Consider the following 20,584-nt stretch of genomic DNA (forward strand, 5'->3'; position numbering starts at 1 on the left):
GCCGGTACGGGCACCGGGCCGCTCACCGATCACCCGGGCGCAGGACGCGAACGCGCCGGGCGGGCGGAGCCTTCGCCGTACCGGCGGTCTCGCCGGTCGCGGCCGGCTTCGCGACCTGCACATGGGTTTCGGCAACCTCGATCAGGTCCGCCGGGGTGACGCCGAGGATGCCGCAGAGGGCGGCGAGGGTGTCCATCGACAGCCGCTGCGGAGGCTGGGTGACCAGCCGGAACACCTGCTCGCGTGAAAGATGCACCCCGTACTCGGCCAGCAGGGGCACCAGGTCGGTGGTCTGGTACATGTCCCGCTCCGCCATCAGCCGGCGCAGGTTCCACGTGAAGCCCATCCGTTTCATCACCGCGGCAACACCCCTCCACCAGTGGGTTCCAGACGTTTGCGGAGCGAGGCCTCGATCAGCCGGTTGCGGTACTCGTCCGACACCCACGTGTACAGGGCGGTCGTTGCCGCGTAGGAGTGGCCGACCTGCTCCTGGACGAATCGCTCCGGGTATCCGAACTCGATCAGGTGCGTGATGTAGGTGTGCCGTAGACAGTGAAGGTCCAGCTCCGCCGGGAGATCGGCGTGCTCGCGGAGGTTGGAGAAGATCTCGTCGAGGCGCCGCCCTCCCAGTCGGCTGCGGCGCTCCGACACCCACAGCGCGGGGTGACGGCCCGGGGAGAAGCCGCTCCGGACCTCCTCGACCCACTCCTGGACGACCGGGACGATCCAGTCGAGCTCCGGCACCGTCAGGACGGTGCGGCGCTTTGGTGGACATCCTCGTGAGGCCTTCCCGTACCGGACTTCCAGGGCCCCGAGCCGCCCGTACTGGGGTGCGCGCGGGTTGTGTCGCAGATCCGGGAGGTCGAGCATCGACGTCTCCCGGCGGCGGGTCCCGTACGCGTACACCTGCTTGACCAGCACCGAGTCCCGCCAAGCGGCTAACACTCCCTTGCGGCCCCGCTTGCGGATCTGCTCGACCCGGTCGTCCGCCGCATCGAAGAGGGTCTGTAGTTCGTCGTAGGTGAACGCGCGCCGACCGGGGCGTCCCTCATAGGCAGCGACGTGTTGAGCGGTGTTCCAGTCGTGGCAGACCTGGACCGGGAACCGGCCGAACTCCTCCAGGCAGCCCGCGGCCCAGCCGTAACGCGGATCGGTGACGAATGCGCAGAACAGTTCCAGGGAGCCCTGCTGCCCCCGCACCGTGGACCAGGCCAGTTCACCTCGAGTGAGCCGGGACGAGAAGTACGCCTCGACGTCCTCCGGGGTCCAGTCCCACGGGTACGTACCCGTGGACTCGGCGAACCGACGCATCAGGCTCAGCCGGTCCGCGATTGTCTTCTTCGCCAGGAGCCGGCTTCGCTGCTGTTGCTCCCACCCGCACAGCATCGCGTCGAACATGGCGGGCTCCGGGTCCAGGGCGCGGACGTTGTCCGCGCGGACCAGCCGGAGCGCGCCCGGCACATCGGCCATACCCACCCCACACTTCCGACGGTTGCACTGAATGCAACATCGTGGCGTCGGCTACACCGCCCCAGGTCCAGAAACTCATGCCATCGCCCAGACGAGCGACACCCCTGCCCCCAGGCCGTATCGCACGGCCAGCGGCGGACGCGGAATGATGCGTCCAACCCAACTCCGCCTACTTGGAATCCCATGCTTGGGCGAGGGGCACCATGTGGTCGATGTCGAGCGAGCCGGCCGGGTGACGTTCTGCTCGTCGTAGTACGAGAACCAGCTGCCCCCGGTCAGCGTGCAGCCGCGTCCGACGGCTGGGGGCTCCACGGCTTCGGCGATCAGGACTTCGGCTCGGGTGTTGCAGCCGTCGGTCGGGTTGTCGCCGGTGTTCCAGTGCCGGAAAGAGGTGCGCTGGCAGCCGGCCCTCGACTTGCCGGCCACCGGCAGCGCGGTGACCGCGACACCGATCGGCAGAATGTCGGACGCGGCAGCGTGAGCGGTGGTGGGCAGGGACAGGGGGAGTACGGCCAGGGCCAGTCCGGCGGCCACACGTTCCTGCTGCCCGCCCTGATACTGAACCATGTGGAGCCGGCACCCAGGCAGGCCCTGTTCCTCGGTGCGGGCATCGCGCACGCCTACCTCTGCGGCCCTCGGCGTGGAGATCACGGCGAGCTCGGGCAACGTCCTGCGCTGCGGCCCGACGTCGAAACACGTGGATGCGGCCGAGCTGCTGGAGACCGTCCGCTTCACCGCGCCACCGGTCCGGGCGCTCGCCCGCACGGCGGGACGCGGCAACCGGGGAGCACGTGTACCCGGCACCTGTGGACGATTCCAGGCTTTCGCGGTCCGACCTCGTACGCTCGTACGCTCGGACGCGCCCCGCACGCTTGCGGCCGGCGCATCCCCGATCGTGCTGTGCGTCAGCGGCGAAACCACTGTCGCCTCGCGAGAACGCTCGGTGGAGCTCGGTCCCGGCCTCGCCGTCTACGCTCCCGCAGGCAGGCGGTACCCTCCGGCGCAGCGGAAAGGGCACGGTGTTTCCGCGCCACCTCGGCCGTACGAATTCGGCCACGTCAGGGAGGTCCCACCGCATGAACCCGTATCTGCGCACCCCCACGGCTCTGACCGCGCTGGCGCTCACCGCCACCCTCGCCGCCTGCGGCACCACCGAGGAGGGCAAGGCGAGCGGTAGCAACAGTGTCAGGATCGGCCTGCTGCTCCCCGAGAACGAGACCGCGCGGTACGAGAAGTTCGACAAGCCGCTGATGGAGAAGAAGGTCGCCCTGCTGACCCTCGGCAAGGGCAAGGTGGTCTACGCCAACGCGATGGGGGACGCGGCCAAGCAGAACGCCCAGGCCGACGCGATGATCGAGAGCAAGGTCGATGTCCTGGTCGTCGACGCGGTGGACTCCAAGGCGATCGCCGGCGCGGTGACGAAGGCCAAGGCGGCGGGCATCCCAGTCGTCGCCTACGACCGCCTGGCCGAGGGCCCGGTCGATGCGTACGTCTCCTTCGACAACGAGGACATCGGCCGCCTCCAGGGCAAGACCCTGCTGGATTCCCTGGGCGACAGAGCCAGAAACGGGAAGATAGTCATGATGCACGGCGCCCTCACCGACCCCAACGCCGCCCGCTACAAGGCCGGCGCCCGCACCGTCCTCGACGGCAAGGTGAACATCGGCAAGGAGTACGACACCGCCGAGTGGAAGCGGGAGAACGCGAGCGCCAACATGACGGCGGCGATCTCCGCACTCGGCAAGGACAAGATCGTTGGCGTCTACTCCGCCAACGACGGCATGGCCGGCGGCATCATCTCCGCCCTCAAGGCCGCCGGAGTCTCCCCCCTGCCGCCGGTCACCGGTCAGGACACCGACCTCCCCGCCGTGCAGCGAATAGTGGCGGGCGAGCAGTTCATGAGCGTCTACAAGCCCTACTCCCGCGAGGCCGAGGCCGCGGCCGAACTCGCCGTCCTCCTCGCCCAGGGCGAGAAGATCGACGGAATCATCAACCAGGTGGTCAGCAGCCCCACCACCAAGCGAGTCCCCGCCGTCCTCATCCTCGGCGTGTCCGTGACCCGCGACAACATCAGGAGCACCCTGGTCCTCGACAACGTCTACACCGTCGAGGAGATCTGCACCGAGGCCCTCAAGCCCACGTGCGACGGGATCGGCCTGGAATAGGGAGGCAGGCGGGCGGGGCTCGTCCGTCCCGGCTGACGGACGAGCCCCGCGCCGTGACCTTCTGCAGTTCCACCACTGCCGGCAGGCTCAGCTCCGGCTCCGGCTCCGCCCGGCGCAGTGCCTTCACCGCGGTGATCCGAGCCGCAAGGCCGCGGCACTCGACTCGCGGGGAGCCCACCTCGGCGCGGCCGCAGGCGGCGCAGCGCCTCGCGGACCGCGCCGACGACCCGCTCGCCGGCCCGCCCCGTCCCCGGGCCGGAGGCGCGGGTCGTGCGGTGGCCGAGGAGCCCCCACAGGCCCTGCTTGCGGTAAGCCAGGCGCATGCGCTGCACCGCGGTGCGCGAGACGCGGCCGAAGCCGAGCAAGCAGCTCCTCGGCCTTGGCCTGCTCTCGCTCGGCCAGCGTGTGCTGCGCGGGGTCGTAATGCTTCTGCACAGTGCCTTCGCTGCCGGGCCCGCCGGCATGGCCGCCTTCGACTTCTCTCACGTGCCGCTGCCAGGCCAACGCCTTCTCGCACGCCGCGGCGGGTGGCGGGCGTCTCCTGACCGCCCCCCATGCCTACTGCGCTGCTCCCGGCGTTCGAACGGACTGGGCTGCGTTGGAGGAGTCGCGCCGGCTGTTCTTCCTCGCCGGACTGTACGAGGTCGGCCAGGTCTGGCAGCCCCGCCTCGCCTCTGCTCCGGCGGTCGACGCGTTCATCGCCTCCAGCCGCGTCCATCGGCGCCGGCGACGCGGCTGTCCTCGGTGTGGGGGCGGTCCGCTCGCGTGGTTTCGGTCAGGACGCGTGTCCGGCAGGCCTGGCGGGTGTCCGCCTGCGAGGATCGTTCGGCGGGAGTCGGGGGATCCGCTGTGAAGTGAGAGCCCTGGCGGCTCCGCCCCGTATGCCCCCGGCCGGCACCCCCCCGCTGGCCGGGGCAGGCCCCGGCCAGCCCACCCCCCCCGGCTGGTCGGGGCTCCCTCATACGGAGGGATGTCCAGGATTGGGCTGCGCCCGCGAGCACGGACGCGAAGCGCTCTTGGGGACCTTTGACCGAGGGCCTGGACGTCCCCCGCGACCTCGACCTCGGTGACCGGGCCCGCGCCTCGGAGCAGCTGGGGGTGTATCCGGCCGCGCACTCCCGGATGGTGTCGATGGTCAGGGACGTCCTGCCGGAGCAGGAGGCAGGTCTCCCGGTCGGCTCACGCCAGTGGCCCCTGCCGCCCGCCCGCAGGCAGTAGATCGGCGAGGGCGACGGCACGCATGTCGTCGCCCGGAACCTGAACCGCCCGACGGCCGGCACCTCCTGGAAGCAGGCCTCGGGTAGTGCCCTGGTGGGCCGCCTCGTCGACGAGGCCCTCCACTACCTGACCGTGCCGCCGTCCGCGCCGCCCGCGCCCGCGTCCCGGCTGTGGGTCTCCCCGGCAGCGACCCGCTCCCGCGCCGCTGCCACTTGACCGCGGGAACTACGAACTGTCTAGGCTGCGGTTTGCGGCGCACGTGGCTTTGTCCCGCGAGAACCGACAGCGCCCTGGTGTGACCCTGGTTTGTGAGAGGGGACCAGGTCCGAGCTCCCGCCTCTGGCCCCTCCAGCCGGCGCCCGGAGTGGTGACGGCGCGGTCCGCCGGGTCAGGAAGGCCGACGGATGAGGTTGCCGGTCGATGTGCGGGCGAGCCAGGTCCGTGTCTCGTCCGCGGTCAGGACGCGAGTCAGCTCGGCCGTGCCCGGGAGGTGCGGGAAGAACCGGTCGGCGTTCCAGCTGCGCTGGTATGCCGGCTCGTCGAGCACGAGCAGGCGGCGTCCCTCCACCACGGGGATGTCGTCGGGCAGCCCCTCGTTCCAGATCCGTTCGCCGTCCGGGGCGAGGAGTTCGAAGGCCCCGGTCGCGATGGCCTGGGTACGTCCCCGGGCGGGCTCGGGGTCCGTGGCCAGGCGGATGCTCTCTGCTGAAGGCCTGGTGCCGGGGACGTGGCCGCCGCCGACGAGGACGTGGGCGAGGAGTGTGTGCAGCTGGAAGTTGTCCCCGATGCCGCCGATGCGTATCTCGAACCCGGTCCCGGTGGGCCTGTGCAGCACCAGGAGGGGCTCGTCGTCCAGCACCGCCAGCGCGTAGGCCAGGCATTTGAGGTCGTGCCGTTCCAGGGCCGCCAGGTCGCGGCAGGCCGGAAGGATCGCGGATGCGTGCCGGCGGCGCACCTCGGCGCTGCGGCACAGCACGGCCAGCGCGGGCGGCTGCCACTCTTCGACCGCGCACCAGGCCAGCGCCAGCTGCGTGGCCTCGTGCACGTCGCCGCCCAAGCGGGCCAGCAGGGCGTCGTCAATGATCTTCTCGTCCGGCTCCGGCAGTTCGCCCTCGGCTGCGCCGGTGGCGGTCCAGCGGCGGGCGAACTCAAGGGCGTCGAGCAGGTCCCGGTGGACGCCGTCGAGGATCGGCTCGGCGCAGGCCACCGGATCGGCCCCGCGCTCGACGCAGAAGCCGGCCGCCATCGCCAGCATCGGCCGCGGACCGGTGGGCGGGAAGTCGGGGAGCAGCGCCGCCAGCCGGGGCCCTGCCAGGACACGTTCAGGGTCCGACGCCGACTGCACACCGTTCATCATGGCGGTGAAGGCACGCTGGGTGCGGTCACCGTCGCGAGCGGCAACCGCCTCCTGCAGTTCGGACACAGCGGCGGTGAGGTCTGAAGCCTTCCGCTTCCTCTTGAAGATCACCGGCATACCTTAGGCCTGAGGTCTGTCAGGCGTCATCAAGCCCGGACTGTTCGAATATCTCGGACTGTCATCTGCAGTCGAAACCGGGTCCTTAAAGCCAGAGCCACGCACGAGATCCACTCGCCTCCACCTTCCACACGGCCCAGTTCTCCGCACGGTCCGCGGCGAGCCGTGTGCGCTCATCCTCCGGTAGCACGCGGACCGCAGCGCCGTCCGCGTCCGCCGGAGTGCGCGACCGGCTTCGGGTGCTGCTGGCAGGCGTCGGAGGGTGACGGGTACAGGCAGGCCCAGGGCGACGGCCGCACAGCGGCACCTTGCGCGGACAGCGGCGAGTCCGGCGTACGTCCGTCCCCGGCCGCTGGTCGGCGGCCACACGCCCTGCTGGCCGCCCCGTTCTGCTCTGTCCGCACGGTCGCGGCGATGGTCCCCATCGTCGTACGTGCGCACCGCCGCGCAGGAAGTCGACCCCGCGCCCGCGGGGATGGTCCGATGGTCTGGATTCGGGTCTGGACGCCTTCGAGATCGACCCCGCGCCGGCGGGGAGGGTCCGAGCACCGTGCCGATCGAGGCCGGCTTCGCCATGTCGACCTTGCGTCCGCAGGGATGGTCTCAAGCCCGAGGCGGGCCTGACAGCGCGGGAGAGCTCGCCTACTGCGCCCAGTGGATGCCGAGGTGGGCGAGGGCGGTGAGCTGTGCCGGGTGGAGTCGGCCGCGGCGCTGCTTCTGATTGGCCAGCCACACCCCAACGCGCCGGATGTCCCCATCGGGCATCTCCTGCGCACCCGCCTACCCCGGCAGGGCGCCCTCCCATACGATGTACTGCGCGAGGGCCTCAAGCTCAAGCGGGCTGAGCTGCGGGTAATCCGGAGGCAAGCCCCGCTGTACAACTCGGGTGGTGCACCGTCCCGTCTGCGCGAGCTCGTGCCGGGCGAGCAGCTCTGCCCTCGGACGAACACCGCCCGGTTTTACGAGGCCACGCGCGGCGGCTTTACCCCGCCTCGGCGGCGCTGGCGCAACATGGATGAAGCCGTGGCGGAGACGATCAGCGAGGAGGCCGAGGCCGGCCGCCTGGCGCGAGGAGATGCGCTGCCGTCCGGTACGGCTCTGGTTAACCAGTTCGGTGTCTCGCTGGGCACGATCCGGCAGGCGGTGAAGCGGATACTGGATCTTGGCGTGGTGGAAGCGCGCGGTACAGGCTCGGCTGTTCGGTACTTCATCGCGGCCGCTGAATAGTCGTGCGAGCCAGGGCCCCGGTCTCGGCGGATCGAGGGCTTCCTGCTGCCTGGCATGCGGGTCCGACACGATTCCGCATCCAGCCGCGGCTCACCTACCCGTCCTACTCTTCAAGCATGGCTCTGTGGATGGCCTGGACAGTGACGTCATTCGCCACGGCGGGTGGAAAAATGGACGACATTGAGGGAGCCGTGGCCGCTCTCGACAGGTCAGTGCAGCGGATTCTGGACCGAGACCCGGCCATGACCGGCAGGCCGGCAACGGCGCTACGCGAGTCGGCGCACGACATCCGCACGCGGATACTCGGTGAGGGGCGGGCGGCCGTTGAGCAGGGAGAGCGCTGGTCAGCCGAGGTGGGAGAGGTGAGGGTGCTACTCATTCCTCGGGACGACGATTCCCTCGCCTGAACCTGCCCGGATGCGCCGGTCCTGCCCGGCGGCAGGGTCCTCAGCAAGAAAGCCCCCTCCTCGAGGGGGCTTCGCGTATCCCCGTGTAGGCCGGGGGAGCTGAGCACAAGATCCACGTCGTGGAACCATCCCCGCGTGCGACAGCACACATGCCGTCCCCAGCACCCGAACCGCCTGACGGCCGGCACCTCCTGGAAGCAGGCCACGGGCACGGCCCCGGCGGGCCGCCTCGTCGACGCGACCCTCCACGCCCTGACCACGCCGCTGACCGCGCGGCCCGCGTCCGCGTCCCGGCTGTGGGTCTCCCCGATGGCGGCCCGCTCCCGCTCGACCACCCCCCGCCGAGGCCCCTGGCCTGCCGGCCCCGGCCGAAGCCGCCATCCCCGCCCACCGGCAACAGGCCGTGCCCACCAGGGGCGCGGCCCGCGGCCGGTAAACGCTGGACGGGGGAGCGGTGGTGATGACCGGCAGGCAGCGACGTACCGGCGCCGGTGTACTGGCGGGGACGGTGCCGGCCACATGCGGCTGATGGGCCGACTGGTCCGGGCACGAGACCGCGGGCCTGTCCCTGAGCCGGTCACGGCGTGACCCCTGACGTTCCTACCCGTGGCCGCCCTGTCGGTCTCCGCAGCTGCTCATGCAGACGAGGAGAGCGATGCGTACGACCACCACCTGACCCTGTCGGACAAGTACAACCTGGAGTTCTACTGGTCGAAGTAGCAGCGCCCCGGCCGGGACACCGCCGCCCTGCGGGAATCCTTCGCCCCTCGGCCCGGCGGACCCGCCACCCGGCCACGGCCACCCGCCGGGTTCGTGATTGCCCGGCAATCACGAACCGGCCCACTGCACGCCGAGTTCGACCGCCGCAGCGCCGAACTCCTCTTCCAGGTCCTGACCGAACGCGAGGAGAAGAACAGCGTCGCCATCGCCTCCAACGAGTCCTTCGGCGGCTGGACCAAGACGTTCACCGGCCCCCGCCTCTGCGCGGCCATCGTGGACCGCCTCACCTTCAACGGCACCATCATCGAGACCGGCACCGACTTCTACCGCCTCGCCAGCACCCGAGCCCGCGCCGAAGCCGCGGCCAGTTGATCTTGCCCTGACTGTCTGCTGGCCCCGTCGCCGCCCAGGGAGGTCCCGGACGAGAATCGGAGCCCAGGACTGTTGACGAAGGAGATGGCCGTGAGGCACACACTGAACTTGTGGCGGCAAGAGCTCGGAGAGGTGTCCGAGTCGGTCTGGCGACAGACCGATCTCCATGTGCTGATCCTCGCGGACAACGGACTTACGGCCCTCCCGCCGGACATCGGGCAGCTCCACCGGCTGAAGACCCTGGACCTGGGCCACAACGCGCTGGCGTCGGTGCCCGAAGAACTCGGCAAGCTGACCGAGCTCAGCGACTGCCTCTACCTGCACGACAACCAGCTGTCTCGGATTCCCGACTCCCTGGGAAACCTGACCCGGTTGCGTTACTTCAACGTTGGTGAGAACTCCCTCACCACCCTGCCAGAGACCATAGGCGGGATGAGCAGCCTCATCGAGCTCAGGGCGCAGCACAACCGGCTCACCGCCCTGCCCGATGCCATCGGCCGGCTCCGCTGCCTGCGTGAGCTGTGGCTCCGAGGGAACGCGATCGAGCACCTGCCGTCGTCGGCAGCCGAGCTGCACGAACTGCGCCACCTGGACCTACGCGAGAACTCCCTGACCGGGGTGCCGGAGTCACTGGCCGGCCTCCCGCGACTGCGTCAGATCGACCTGCGGAGCAACCGCCTCCGCCAGCTGCCCGACTGGCTCGCCCTGATGCCATCGCTGGAGAAGCTGGATCTGCGATGGAACGAGGTCGATCCCTCCCTGCCGCTCCTCAGCGAGCTGGAACGGCGGGGCTGCCTCGTCCTGACCTGACAGCGACGCCCCCCCTCGCGCCACAGTGCCGCAATTTCTCGGGTTCTGGCTCAGCTTCTGTTTGCGCCGTGAGGCGCTGTTGGTTCGAGTGGAGGTGGAAGACCTGCACCAACCCGCTGTCGCAGCAGTCGGGTTGAAGCTGAGGGCAGCCTGATCCGGGTGATGCCGGGGAGGGTGAGAGCGGCCCTGACAAAGCCGGGACGTGTCCAGTACTGCCAGATGGGGCGGGTCCGGCAAGCGTGATGGAGAGGAGTACGCGAGGAACCGGCGTTTACGTCTCTTAAAGTGCCTCCGGCTCGAACCTGGCGGATCAGGGCCGGTAGCGGTGCGTATGCAGGTCATCCTTTCGGGTGGTCTGACAACTCCTGGGCCGGTCTACGAAAGCTGGCCGGGAGGCCCCGAGGAAAGCCTGCGGCGTACTCGTGGCGATGCCGCAGGGACACAGTCGGGCTCCTCCTTCATCGAGCGAACCACAGTGAACACGGGAACCGTCCCGAACCTCGCCCCGTCGTCTGCTGCCAGCAGACTGCCGGGGCTGGGCGCATCGACCGCCGATCGGTTGGGGACGGGGCGGAGCCGCCGTAGTACTCCGAGGCCGGGAGAGCCGGCCGCATGGGGAAGGGCGGCAGCGGTATCGAGAAGGGAAGGATGCTGCAATGCCGGAAGACGCCCCGCCGAATGGCGGAGCTCCTGGCCCTCGGGCCCGGGTACTGGAGATGCAGACCAAGCTTCACCGTTGGACGGTGGCCGATCCCGGCCGCCGGTTCGATGACCTGTTCAACCTCGTGCACGACCCGGCGACGCTGTTGGTGGCGTTCGACCGGGTCGCGGGCAACCGGGGAGCCCGGACTCCCGGCGTCGATGGCCTGACAGCCACCGATGTCGAGGAGTCGATTGGTGTTCCCGGGTTCCTGAACGACCTGCGGGCCGACCTCAAGGACGGCTCGTTCCGTCCCTTGCCGGTGCGGGAACGCAGTATTCCCAAGCCGGGAGGCTCGGGGAAGGTCCGCAAGCTCGGGATTCCGACGATCGCGGACCGGGTCGTTCAGGCGGCGCTGAAGCTGGTGCTGGAACCGATCTTCGAGGCCGACTTCAAGCCGGTCTCCTACGGGTTCCGGCCCCGACGGCGGGCCCAGGATGTGATCGCTGAGATCCACTATTTCGGCACCCGGGGTTATCGCTGGGTGCTGGATGCGGACATCGAGGCGTGCTTCGAATCGATCGACCACACGGCTCTCATGGACCGGGTGCGTCGCCGGGTGAAGGACAAGCGTGTCCTGTCGCTGGTCAAGGCCTTTCTCAAAGCCGGAGTCCTCACGGAACTCGGCGAGAACATGGAAACGCTGACCGGCACCCCGCAAGGCGGCATTCTGTCCCCGTTGCTGGCGAACATCGCCCTGTCGGCGCTCGATGAGCACCTGCACGGGCCCTGGGAGCCAGGTGGGGCAATGGCCACCGAAGGAAAACGCGCCTACCGGCGCCGCAAAGGTCAACCCACGTGGCGGGTCGCCCGCTACGCGGATGACTTTGTCGTCCTGGTGCACGGCACCGAGGCAGACACTGTGGCACTGCGCGAAGAAGTCGCTGGCGTGCTCGAACCTCTGGGATTGCGTCTGTCGCAGGCCAAGACCCAGATCGTGCACATGAGTGACGGGTTCGACTTCCTCGGCTTCCGCATCCAGTGGAAACGCAAAGGAGGCACGAGCAAGTGGCACGTCTACACCTTCATCGCCGACCGGCCCATCCGGTCGCTGAAGGCGAAGGTCCGTGCTCTGACAGGCAGGACATCGCAGCAGGATCTTGCCGCCGTGTTGATCAGACTCGCTCAGATCATGCGCGGCTGGGCCAGCTATTTCAAGCACGCGGTCGCCAAGCATGTCTTCGACAGGCTCGACGCCTTCGTGTGGTGGCGTCTCATCCGCATGCTGCGGGAACGTCACCGATGGAGTTGGGGCGACGTCCGCCGCCGGTTCACCACCCCCACCGGGCGGTGGCGACCCATTGCGGCAGACGGGATCGAGCTGTTCCGGATCGCATCGGTCACGGTCAGCCGATACCGATACCGGGCCAGCACGATCCCCAACCCATGGCAGCCTGCGAACCCCGTCTGACGGCAGAAACCGTGGAGAGCCCGTTGCGTTGAGAGACGCACGGCGGGTTCGGCGAGAGGTCCGGAGAAACGGACCGGGAGCAATCCCGGCACCGCGCTCCGGGCCTACTCAGCGGTGCGGCCACGCGGAGTGAGGGGGAAGGTAGCGGGTGGACCAATACCGGTGGCGAGAATGAACCGGCGGTCAGTCTCCCGCTTCTGCTGCCGACCGCTTGCCGAGGAACTGCTTCGCTGCCTCAACCGCATCCCTGTTGAGTTCCTCGAAAGGGACTCCCCAGCTTTCCTCCCAGCCGTCCAGATTGTGCGCGCAGTGGACAAGGGGTTCCAGCTCTTCGGGGTAGCCGAGGTCATAGGCGATGTCTGCCCAAATGAGGTGGGTGCCGGAGGCGGGATCCAGGGATCCGTCGGCGATCTGACCGGCGACCCAGTAGGCCATCGCCCACTTCGCGGCCCGAGGGTCAGCGGGCGGATGGAAGAGCAGTCCCAACTCCTCCAGCACTTGGTCGAAGAGTGCCGAAGCCTCGGGCTCTTCGCTCCGGAGGAGACCGGCCAGCATAGCGAGGGACTGGCTCTCAACTCCGGCAATCAGCGCGTTCAGCCCTGCCTGAATGAGCTGGTCAGACCCGACGTGCCTACCGAATGCCCTCTCGCGCGCGATGTGGCTGAGCTGTTTGAGAGCGTCGTCGCGGGTCATCACAGTCTTCTCGATCGGCATCTGGGAGAAGGAGGCTCGCACATTCGCAGACGGTGCTGCCATCGAGTTCCTCCGCCTGAGCTGGCCTGCCCGAAACCGTCCTCGCCGCCGCAGCACTCGACGCCTCCCGCGGCAAATCGGTCCCGGCCCGCACCGAGCGGGCGCTGCGGCAGGGCCGTCCACACGGCAACGCTCGAAGGCGGTCTGCCTGTGCCGTCGGGCCGGCGTTCGAGTGCGTACCGGCCCGGTGGGAGCGTCCGCTGCTCGGGGCGCTGCCGGGTCTGGCGCGCTTGGAGCCACGCGGTGAGGGATTGCAGCACGGCGGAGGTGAGGGTGACCATGGCGGCGACGATGCCCAGGTCTCCGTGCGTGCGGCCGTCGTCCGCGCGGTGCAGCCCCTCGCGGATGCTGTCGGGCGGGAGCGCCTCGCAGAGTTCGAGGAACTCGCGAACCACAGCCCTTCGACCTCGATGGCCGGACCTGCGGCCGGGGACGGGCTGTCGGACGGTGAGTCGGTAGGAGACGCCGCCGACCGGACGCGCCCGCCGAAGCGCAAGGACCCGCGATCCCTGCCCGAGCTGTGCGACGGCTGGCGGAAGTCGGGGTCCGGGCCTACGGCGCCGACGTCATCGACCGGCCGGCTGAGCGGGCGCGGACCGCGGCCGCAGGTTCAGGGGGTGTTGGCGGTGAAGGAGTGGCGCACCGCGCAGTACCAGTTGGCGGGGCCGGTGGGGCATCCGGGTTCGTTGACGTCGGCGGAGAGCGCGTATTCCCAGCCTGCTGCGCCGGCGAAAGCGGGGTACTTGGTGGCGAGGGTGCGCAGGGTGGTCTGGAGGATGGGCATGGGGACGTAGCCGGCGCAGTCGAGGTCGGAGTTGGTGATGGCGGCGGCGACGACCTTGGATGCGGGGAAGTTGTTCTGGATGATCGCGTCGTAGTCGCTGGTGTCGGTGAGGCTGCCGTTGTCGCAGTAGAACTGGGCGTTGTACCAGTTGATCTTGGTGCCGACGTTGTTCTCGAGGGTGCGGTAGTCGAGCTGCGGCAGGTTACCGCCGTTGTCGTCCGCCAGGCTGTTGGGGGAGGGGGCGAGGGTGATGAGGAAGCTCGGTCCGAAGTCGGTGCGCAGCTGGTTGATCAGCCGTTCCGCTGTGGCCTCGGTGAAGGGTTCCTCGACGTCGAGGTCGATGCCGTCCAGCTTGTAGGTCCTCAGCGCGTCGCGGATGGGCGGGTAGTACATGCCGAAGTTCTGGTCGAGTCGGGTGTAGGTGCCGGGCGCGGCGCCTCCGAGGAGTGCGGTGGCCTTGAGGCCCTTGGCCTGGAGCGCGGCGACGTCGCGCCACATGGGGGAGTACTTGGCGGCGGAGGGGGCGTCGCTGTTGAGGGTGAGGATGGGGTACTGCGCGGGATCGTTGAGGTGGAACGCGGCGACCTCGATCACGTCGGCCTGCCCTGCGAGAGGGGCGGGGGAGACATAGGGCTGGCCGGGGTCGCCTGTCGTGGTGCCGGTCTGGTAGAACGCGACCACGTGGCGGGTTGCCGACGGGGCCGGGGTCAGCGGCAGGCTGCCCTGCGTGATGGTGTGGCCGGCGCCGACGGTGTTGTTGTTCCCGACGATGAGGTCCCGGCCGGCGATGTTGTTGTTGTCGCCCTTGTTCACGATCAGGACGGAACCGTTGGGGCCCGGGTCGTCTGCTGCCCGGGCGCTGGCGGAGCCGACACCCAGGAGTACAAGCGCTGCCAGTCCAGCCGCAGCACGTCGCCCGATCCGCTTCATCGCTACCAAACCCTTCGGCGAAGATGTTCTCGATTCGGGAGATTCTGTTCGCTGGGGGTGCGCAGGAGCTGCACGACGCGCGTTCGCTCACTTCCGTTCCGGAAAACCGCCGGTATGAGGCGTAATAAGCCGTTCATCACCACACCGTCACGCAGGCTTCGCTCCTGCCTCCCGAGGCCCATTCGCGGCCCCTGCGGCACTAGTTCAGCCACATGCTCGTCCAGCTCCGCCACTCCCTCCGGAACCGGGAGACCTTCGACTCCTCACACCGCCCCCGGACCGGCCGACTTGACGGCTTAACTGCGTGGTGTCTTTCCATGCGACAGCCGAGGGGAGAGGTTTGCTGCGGCTGCGGCTGCGGCTGCGGCTGCGGGGGCCGGCGTTGGCGGTGCACTGCCGATACATCGGTGAGTGGGTGGCGACGAAGCACCGGTGGGGTCTGGCGGTGGACCGGGCCGAGCGGGAGACTGCTGGGGTACGCGGCCGGTTGCCCGGACGCGAACCTCACTTTCGAGCGGGCCGGCCGATAAGCCCCCTGGGCAGGAAACGGCGGCGCCCGTACCTGGGCACCCTCCCCGGCCCCCTCTTCTCTGTGCGGAGCTGACGCGGTTTCTCGGCGCGGAAGGCGTGCGTCAGGAGCTGGCGCCGCTGACGCCAGGTGCGACGAAGCGCCGGTGCAGGGGGTAGAAATTCGGCTCGGGGTCGCTTTGCACGCCCAGTTCGCCCTTGAGCACAGGGGCGATCCTGGCCTCGATGAACCGGTTGAAGTGGTCTTCCGACTCCCAGATGTCCATCACGTTGAGGCCGCCCCGGACGAACCAGGCGGCGTGCAGCACGCACCCGTCCGGTGTGTCCTCTTCCCAGCGGACCTTCTGGCGCACCGCGTCGTACACCTCGGGTGTGATCTCGGGCCAGGAAAAGGTCATCACGACTGCCATGGGAGTGTCCTCTCGACCGCCTGGGCGCGCCGCGGCCGGACGGCACACGGGATCGCACTGCGAAGCTAAGCCGCCGGTATCGCCGGGGCACTTCGGGGCGTCCATCCGAGAAGGGCCAGGTGTGCTCTCGGCACCGTGGGCGTGATCAAGCTCCAGCTTCCTCATCCTCGGCCGCTGCGCGGTGCCTGCCTGGGCACGGGGCTGATCGTCCCGCACCGCAGAAGGGTCGGACGCCCCTCATTCGAGGTCAGGAGGAGGGCCACGCCGAACACCGGCGGGTCCGTGCCAGAGCCGAGCACACCTTCGCCCGCATGAAGAACTGGAAGATCCTGCGCGACTGCCGCCAGAAAGGTGACGCCCTCCACCACACCGTCCAGGCCGTCGCCACCATGCACAAGCTCGCCATGACACGGTGAAACGGCAGGTCTGACACCACTCAGGCCTGCCCGACACGGACCTTCTGCAACACCCTTCAGGAGGCGAACAGGGTGGCTGGGACTCGAGCCCGCCCCGCTGCCAGAGCGGGGATGCAGCCCAGCAGGGTCAGGTAGGCCCACCACTGCCAGGCCGCGCCGTCGACGGAGTAGGCGATGGCGGCCGGGATGATCGGCAGGATGGGGACGGGTGCCAGGTGCCACAGAATCCGGCCGCCGGGCAGCCGCTGGGCCAGGGCATCGCCGATCAAGGCCGTCGGAGTGGCGAACAGCACGGCCTGGACCACTCCCAGGACGGCGCTGAGGAAGGCGAGCCACACCAGCGAGTACAGCCAGTCGCTGCGCTCGATGGGTGGCCCCTCGGTGACCAGGGACAGTGCGATCAGTACGATGCCGATGGCCGCGTACTGGGCTGTTGTGGCGTACCCCGCGACGTACAGGGTCCGCCTGCCCGTCATCTTCCGCACCATGTGCATTCCCCCTGCCCGCTCCGGAGGTGCCGGGCGATCTTGAAATTGAACACGTTCAATTGCTCGCCACACTACACCCCGCCCAGACACGGCGGCCGGGCTGGGTGGAGACGCGCTCGACGAGGTGGCCCACACCGACGGAAGCACCGGCCCCGGCATGCCCTGCCCTCCGCCACCGAGCTCCTGGCCGTCATCGAGCAACTGGCACGCGAAGCACCCGACCCCGTCCGGCATGAACTCCTCGGCCTCGGGGCCCGGGCGGCCGAGTCACCGCCTGGCTCCACCGCGACGCCGGCGACCCACCGCACGTGTCCGCCTTCTTCCACGACCGCGCGGTGGAGTGGGCGACCGTCACCGGCGACGGCCCGGCCCGCATGCTCGACCTCGCCCGGACCGCCGCCCACGGACCCCGGCGGCTGCCGCCCCGCGCCCGCGCCGAAGCCCTCCAGCAGGAAGCCCGCGCCCGCGCCCTCACTGGAGCGCCCCCGGACACCGTCGCCCGCACGCTCGACGAAGCCCATGACGCACGACTGCGGATCGGCCTTCGAGGGGCCGTGGCCCCCAGCGGAGAGCTCCACCGACTGAACCAGCCGCAGAGCAGCAGCCGCCGTCCCGGTCAAACTTCGCTGAGAATGGTCAACCTTCCCTACGTTGTTCTGCGGGACAGGGCGAGCCCTTCGTATGGTTGGCCCACCCAGGGGCGTCGGGTGTGGCTTTCAACCTTCGATGAGACGGGTCACCTGTCTCGGCGAGCCTTGACCGCGCGCGGCCCTGCAGAGTCGCCTCCGGCTGGTCTGGCGGACCCTGGATGAGGGACGCGCAAGCCGTGAGGGAGGCCCCCTGTGACGCTCAGGCCGCCGGTGGAGCCGATGCTGGCGCAGGCTGCGGAAGCCGTGCCGGGCCCGGCCGCTGTGCGGGTGGGGGTGGCGTACGAGCAGAAGCTGGACGGGCACCGGGCGCTCGTCTTCACCGCGTCCGGGCCGGGCGGCACGGTGGTGGTGCAGACCCGTCGCAGGGCGCTGGTGCAGGACCGGTGGCCTGACCTGGTGGCGGCCGCCACCGCTCGGTGTCGCTCCCGTTCGCAGCGCACCGCCAGCCGCCTGCTGGAGGTGGACGCGGCTCAGGGGGCGGCCGGCCACGTGCTGTGAGACCTCATGGCGGCATCGACGCGGCCCTGTGGGCGTCGGACTTGACGGATCCCGCCAACTGAACCGCTCGGTCACACGTAGTCGTCACGGAAGAGCGGTCGGAACCGTCCAGGGCTTGTCCCGTCGATCATGTGACTACTTCGTGTCCCGGTCGTTGATGCAGACGTGGGGCGGGGTGACCTGAGTGACGCCGAGTGGGAACGGTTACGGCCGTTCCTTCCGGTCAGCAACAGGCGTTGCGGCGGGTGGCGGGATCAGCGGCAGGTGATCGACGGGATTTTGCACCGCGTCCGGACCGGCGTTCAGCGCCAGGGGAGCGACTGAAGCGACCGGACTTCAGGCGGCGGTAGCCGCCGTCCGCACGGGCGACCTCCAGCGCCAGGTGCTGTTCCCCGCGTACGCGGGGATGAACCCTGCCAGGTGAGAGACGCCGCCAAGCCGGCGCCCGGGCTGAGCTCCCATGAGTTCGGTCAAGGGTTGTGCCCCGATTCGGGGCCAAGCAGGCCATGAGCGCTACCGGTCCTCCCGCTCGGCACACGGCCCCCCGGACAGCGCAGGATCTGCCCGGCGGCGGTGCCGACGAGGATCGTTCCGTCGGGAGCCGCGGCCAGCGAAAGCGGCCGGTACGGGGGCAGCGGGCGCCGGTGGAGGACTGCCCCGTCGGCTGCGTCGACAGACACAAGGCCGTCGTCTGCGCACAGGACGTGCAGGACCCCGGCGTGCGTGTCGAGGTCGATGACCTCGGATTCCAGCAGCCGGCTCCAGAGGATCTCGCCGGACGGGAAGGCCCGGCGGACGAGCTCTGTCCGCCCGTGCAGCAGAGCGGTGCCAGCGGCATCGGACGCGTACACCACCCGGCCGAGCGGCGCGTCGACGGAGAAGAGCACGGTCTCGGCCGCGCCGTCGGGCGCGAGCGCGATCACGTCCCGCCCCCTTCGCCCATACAGCAGCTCGGGGCACCGGCGGACGTCGAGCGGGACGAGGTCGTACCGGTCCGGCACATGGACCGAGCCGATCCGGCTCCCGCCGGCGAAGATCCGCGTGTTGGGCGGGGCGGGCGGCTCGGCCCCGAAGCTGCGGTTGTACGTGTCCCGGATCGCCCAGACCCCGTCCGTACGGGTGGACATCGCGGCTGAGAACGGCACGGAGTGCCGGTCGAGAACAGTGCCGTCGGCCGTGTCGACGAGCAGGAAGTCGGTCCGGGCGCGGGCGTCGGGACCGGCGACAACCACGCGTACGGTCCGCTCGTCGGCGGCCACCTCGATCCGGGTGCCACCGCTCGCCGACGGGGCGGGGACGCTCCACAACGCCGATCCGTCCGCCGCCCAGCACTCCACCGCCACGTCGCGGCGGGTGGCGAGCACCCGGCCGTCGCCGAGCCCGGCCACGGCCCGGACCCCACCCCGCGGGTCGTATCTCCGGCCGGCGCGCTCGGCGAGCGTGCGCAGCAGCGGCTGCGCGGGCGGTGTGTCGTCGTAGGCTGTCGGGTCCCCGGGGTCGTGCGGTGTCCGGTCGAGGGTGGTCAGGTCGAGGGCGCCGGGGGCGAGGCCGAGCCAGTTCTCGCGTACGACGGTGGCCCGGGCCCTCATGCGCTCGCCGAAGGACGAGCCGTGCTGCTCCGCACCGAAGAAGGGGAGTTCGAGGGTGCGGTCGTCCAGCCAGCGGACCGGCTCGATGCCCCATGCGGGGTCGGTGAAGTCGACGCGGTGGCCCGTGCCGGGCTCAAGAAGGGTGAGGCCGCCTTCGCTGCTGTACTCGTCGCAGTTGTCGAGGCCGACGGCGAGGAGGGGCAGCGTGGGGTGGAACGCGATCGACTCGGCGTCCATCGTGAAGGTCAGCAGGTGGACGCAGGACAGGTCGGCGGCGCGGTAGACGGCGACCCGGCTGTGCCGGTGCATCACCGAACTGGCCGCGATCCACTGCCCATCGGCGCTGATCACTGCCTGGCTCGAGTGTCCGAGCAGTTCGGGAAACGCGTGGTCGTGGAGAGTGGAGTGCGATTCCGACTGGTCAGCCATGGTGCTCCGTCAGGTGGGCGAACGACACCCGGGCGAGGGTACCGAGGGTTTCCGGCGTCGCGTCCGGCACGAGAGCCCGGAACGATGCGGCGAAGGCGTCGGACTGCGTGCGGAGCGTCAGTACCTCCAGCGCCTGGGTCAGGCGGGGGATCACCTCGTAGGAGCAGAAGGGATGCTCGGCTTCGATGAAGGCCAACAGGCTCTCCTCGTACGAGCAGTGCTCCCCGTCGTACGCCCAGGAGTCCAGCGCGAGCAGCAGGGGGTACCGGGCGCGCACCTCCCACTGGGCCAGCGGGACGTCCTCGTATCCGGCAGGCCACTGGCAGTCCGCGAGCCGCAGCAGCATCGCGAGGTCGGTCATGAACTCGGGCACGCTCTTGGTCCCGGCGGCCGCTGTCCATGCCCGGCGGGCGTCTTGCGGGCAGGTCGCGAAGAACTCCTCGCTGAATGCCGTGGCCAGATAGTCCAGCTGGGAGGCGAGCAGCTGGGCGGTGTGCTGCCAGGCCACGTCCCAGTGCTCTGTCCGGGTGACCCGCGTGAGCCGCAGCACCTCCCACTCGAGCGGATCGGTCCCGCCCGCGGCGAGCCCGACGAGGTGCGCGATCGGTCCGCTGGTGAACATGCCCTCAGGATGCAGCGCCATTACTCCCCCTCCGTTGTCCAAGGCCCATCCAATCGCCCCGCGGGCCTGCCTTTCGCGCCGGGTGGTCATCGGCATCGTCGGTGACCCGGCCGGCCCCGCGAGAAGCCAGACAGCGTGACCGCCGACAAGGCCGACAGCCAGGTTGCCCGAGGGCTTCGAGCTGCCGTTGCTGCGCCCAGAGCGCGTCGAGACGCCCCGCTACGAGGCGATCGCCGCCGGGCCGCCCAAGTCGCGGGCGACCGCCAGCGGCAGGGCGCCGATGGAGGCCGGCTGGTCGACCACGACCAGCACGGTTCCGTGCTTGGCCTGGAGCTTCGTGAACAGCTCGCGGAGCTTGGGTTCGGTGTTGGGCAGGCGTTTGTCGAAAGCCTTCTCCCCGGCCGGGGTGACGGCGGTGGCGTGGTGTTCGCCCTTGCCGACGTCCAGGCCGAGGAAGACGCCGATGTCGCCGGTGTCGATCACGTGCAGGCCCCTCCATCACGCTTTCGTCCG

17 protein-coding genes and 4 pseudogenes are annotated in these 20,584 nt (G+C 69.8%); 10 read left to right on the plus strand and 11 right to left on the minus strand.

Annotated elements, in window-relative coordinates; translation table 11 throughout:
• Positions 1-22: 22 nt before the first annotated feature.
• The 3 genes and pseudogenes from ACZ4YL_RS34100 to ACZ4YL_RS34110 form a co-directional block, all read right to left on the minus strand.
• A complete protein-coding gene (locus ACZ4YL_RS34100; protein WP_468121677.1) occupies positions 23-358 on the minus strand; it encodes a helix-turn-helix domain-containing protein in 336 nt (111 codons plus the stop codon).
• Positions 355-1,470: a tyrosine-type recombinase/integrase gene (locus ACZ4YL_RS34105; RefSeq protein ID WP_468121678.1), complete on the minus strand. Its 1,116-nt coding sequence runs from the start codon at positions 1,468-1,470 to the stop codon at positions 355-357. Before ACZ4YL_RS34105 ends, ACZ4YL_RS34100 begins: the two co-directional genes overlap by 4 nt.
• Positions 1,471-1,645: 175 nt before the next feature.
• A pseudogene (locus ACZ4YL_RS34110) lies at positions 1,646-2,037 on the minus strand (HNH endonuclease); the annotation flags it as partial.
• Between the two features lie 509 nt (positions 2,038-2,546).
• On the opposite strand from ACZ4YL_RS34110, the gene ACZ4YL_RS34115 reads away from it, so the two are divergent.
• Entirely contained in the window at positions 2,547-3,635 is a 1,089-nt protein-coding gene (locus ACZ4YL_RS34115) for a sugar ABC transporter substrate-binding protein (RefSeq protein ID WP_468121679.1), read from the plus strand.
• Positions 3,636-4,661: 1,026 nt separating this feature from the next.
• Positions 4,662-4,853, plus strand: a complete 192-nt coding sequence (locus ACZ4YL_RS34120) for a hypothetical protein (RefSeq protein WP_468121680.1) — start codon at positions 4,662-4,664, stop codon at positions 4,851-4,853.
• 388 nt (positions 4,854-5,241) lie between these two features.
• Here the strand turns inward: ACZ4YL_RS34120 and ACZ4YL_RS34125 are convergent, their stop codons facing one another.
• Positions 5,242-6,327, minus strand: a complete 1,086-nt coding sequence (locus ACZ4YL_RS34125; RefSeq protein WP_468121681.1) for a hypothetical protein — start codon at positions 6,325-6,327, stop codon at positions 5,242-5,244.
• A 654-nt stretch (positions 6,328-6,981) separates the two neighbouring features.
• Between ACZ4YL_RS34125 and ACZ4YL_RS34130 the strand changes: the two genes are divergently transcribed.
• The 5 genes and pseudogenes from ACZ4YL_RS34130 (at position 6,982) to ltrA (ending at position 11,974) form a co-directional block, all read left to right on the plus strand.
• The gene (locus tag ACZ4YL_RS34130) at positions 6,982-7,554 is read left to right on the plus strand and encodes a GntR family transcriptional regulator (RefSeq protein WP_468121682.1); all 573 of its coding nucleotides are present in this window, start codon (positions 6,982-6,984) and stop codon (positions 7,552-7,554) included.
• Positions 7,555-7,724: 170 nt separating this feature from the next.
• Positions 7,725-7,961, plus strand: coding sequence for a hypothetical protein (locus tag ACZ4YL_RS34135; protein ID WP_468121683.1), 237 nt, complete (start codon positions 7,725-7,727; stop codon positions 7,959-7,961).
• Positions 7,962-8,807: 846 nt separating this feature from the next.
• Positions 8,808-9,053 (plus strand): annotated as a pseudogene (locus tag ACZ4YL_RS34140) (ATP-binding protein); the annotation flags it as partial.
• Between the two features lie 84 nt (positions 9,054-9,137).
• On the plus strand, positions 9,138-9,863 hold the full coding sequence (locus ACZ4YL_RS34145; RefSeq protein WP_468121684.1) for a leucine-rich repeat domain-containing protein: 726 nt from the start codon (positions 9,138-9,140) through the stop codon (positions 9,861-9,863).
• A gap of 716 nt (positions 9,864-10,579) precedes the next feature.
• A complete protein-coding gene (ltrA, locus tag ACZ4YL_RS34150; RefSeq protein ID WP_468121686.1) occupies positions 10,580-11,974 on the plus strand; it encodes a group II intron reverse transcriptase/maturase in 1,395 nt (464 codons plus the stop codon).
• Positions 11,975-12,157: 183 nt separating this feature from the next.
• Here the strand turns inward: ltrA and ACZ4YL_RS34155 are convergent, their stop codons facing one another.
• The 3 genes from ACZ4YL_RS34155 to ACZ4YL_RS34165 all read right to left on the minus strand — a co-directional run bounded on the left by ACZ4YL_RS34155 (position 12,158) and on the right by ACZ4YL_RS34165 (position 15,379).
• Positions 12,158-12,688: a hypothetical protein gene (locus ACZ4YL_RS34155; RefSeq protein WP_468121688.1), complete on the minus strand. Its 531-nt coding sequence runs from the start codon at positions 12,686-12,688 to the stop codon at positions 12,158-12,160.
• A gap of 649 nt (positions 12,689-13,337) precedes the next feature.
• Positions 13,338-14,324, minus strand: coding sequence for a glycoside hydrolase family 18 protein (locus tag ACZ4YL_RS34160; protein WP_468121689.1), 987 nt, complete (start codon positions 14,322-14,324; stop codon positions 13,338-13,340).
• 749 nt (positions 14,325-15,073) lie between these two features.
• Positions 15,074-15,379, minus strand: coding sequence for a hypothetical protein (locus ACZ4YL_RS34165; RefSeq protein WP_468121691.1), 306 nt, complete (start codon positions 15,377-15,379; stop codon positions 15,074-15,076).
• A gap of 180 nt (positions 15,380-15,559) precedes the next feature.
• Here ACZ4YL_RS34165 and ACZ4YL_RS34170 point away from each other — a divergent pair.
• Positions 15,560-15,795, plus strand: a pseudogene (locus ACZ4YL_RS34170) (transposase); the annotation flags it as partial.
• 56 nt (positions 15,796-15,851) lie between these two features.
• Here ACZ4YL_RS34170 and ACZ4YL_RS34175 read toward each other — a convergent pair.
• Complete coding sequence (locus ACZ4YL_RS34175) at positions 15,852-16,271, minus strand: hypothetical protein (RefSeq protein WP_468121692.1); 420 nt, start codon at positions 16,269-16,271, stop codon at positions 15,852-15,854.
• An 854-nt stretch (positions 16,272-17,125) separates the two neighbouring features.
• Here ACZ4YL_RS34175 and ACZ4YL_RS34180 point away from each other — a divergent pair.
• Positions 17,126-17,431, plus strand: coding sequence for a hypothetical protein (locus ACZ4YL_RS34180; RefSeq protein ID WP_468121693.1), 306 nt, complete (start codon positions 17,126-17,128; stop codon positions 17,429-17,431).
• Positions 17,432-17,596: 165 nt separating this feature from the next.
• The gene (locus tag ACZ4YL_RS34185; RefSeq protein WP_468121694.1) at positions 17,597-17,755 is read left to right on the plus strand and encodes a transposase; all 159 of its coding nucleotides are present in this window, start codon (positions 17,597-17,599) and stop codon (positions 17,753-17,755) included.
• 146 nt (positions 17,756-17,901) lie between these two features.
• Here ACZ4YL_RS34185 and ACZ4YL_RS34190 read toward each other — a convergent pair whose 3' ends face one another.
• The 3 genes and pseudogenes from ACZ4YL_RS34190 to ACZ4YL_RS34200 form a co-directional block, all read right to left on the minus strand.
• Positions 17,902-19,449, minus strand: coding sequence for a hypothetical protein (locus tag ACZ4YL_RS34190; protein WP_468121696.1), 1,548 nt, complete (start codon positions 19,447-19,449; stop codon positions 17,902-17,904).
• Positions 19,442-20,092 (minus strand): hypothetical protein, encoded by a 651-nt coding sequence (locus tag ACZ4YL_RS34195; protein WP_468121697.1) that lies wholly within the window; start codon positions 20,090-20,092, stop codon positions 19,442-19,444. Before ACZ4YL_RS34195 ends, ACZ4YL_RS34190 begins: the two co-directional genes overlap by 8 nt.
• 222 nt (positions 20,093-20,314) lie before the next feature.
• Positions 20,315-20,551 (minus strand): annotated as a pseudogene (locus ACZ4YL_RS34200) (IS110 family transposase); the annotation flags it as partial.
• Positions 20,552-20,584: the final 33 nt, after the last annotated feature.

It is taken from the genome of Streptomyces sp. NPDC030021 (genome assembly GCF_055574035.1).

Coding starts and splice junctions, on each gene's coding strand:
- ACZ4YL_RS34155 (WP_468121688.1), bottom strand. CDS start 12,688: ATGCCGATCGAGAAGACTGTGATGACCCGCGACGACGCTCTCAAACAG.
- ACZ4YL_RS34135 (WP_468121683.1), top strand. CDS start 7,725: ATGGACGACATTGAGGGAGCCGTGGCCGCTCTCGACAGGTCAGTGCAG.
- ACZ4YL_RS34115 (WP_468121679.1), top strand. CDS start 2,547: ATGAACCCGTATCTGCGCACCCCCACGGCTCTGACCGCGCTGGCGCTC.
- ACZ4YL_RS34190 (WP_468121696.1), bottom strand. CDS start 19,449: ATGGCTGACCAGTCGGAATCGCACTCCACTCTCCACGACCACGCGTTT.
- ltrA (WP_468121686.1), top strand. CDS start 10,580: ATGCAGACCAAGCTTCACCGTTGGACGGTGGCCGATCCCGGCCGCCGG.
- ACZ4YL_RS34125 (WP_468121681.1), bottom strand. CDS start 6,327: ATGCCGGTGATCTTCAAGAGGAAGCGGAAGGCTTCAGACCTCACCGCC.
- ACZ4YL_RS34195 (WP_468121697.1), bottom strand. CDS start 20,092: ATGGCGCTGCATCCTGAGGGCATGTTCACCAGCGGACCGATCGCGCAC.
- ACZ4YL_RS34175 (WP_468121692.1), bottom strand. CDS start 16,271: ATGACGGGCAGGCGGACCCTGTACGTCGCGGGGTACGCCACAACAGCC.
- ACZ4YL_RS34105 (WP_468121678.1), bottom strand. CDS start 1,470: ATGGCCGATGTGCCGGGCGCGCTCCGGCTGGTCCGCGCGGACAACGTC.
- ACZ4YL_RS34165 (WP_468121691.1), bottom strand. CDS start 15,379: ATGGCAGTCGTGATGACCTTTTCCTGGCCCGAGATCACACCCGAGGTG.
- ACZ4YL_RS34145 (WP_468121684.1), top strand. CDS start 9,138: ATGGCCGTGAGGCACACACTGAACTTGTGGCGGCAAGAGCTCGGAGAG.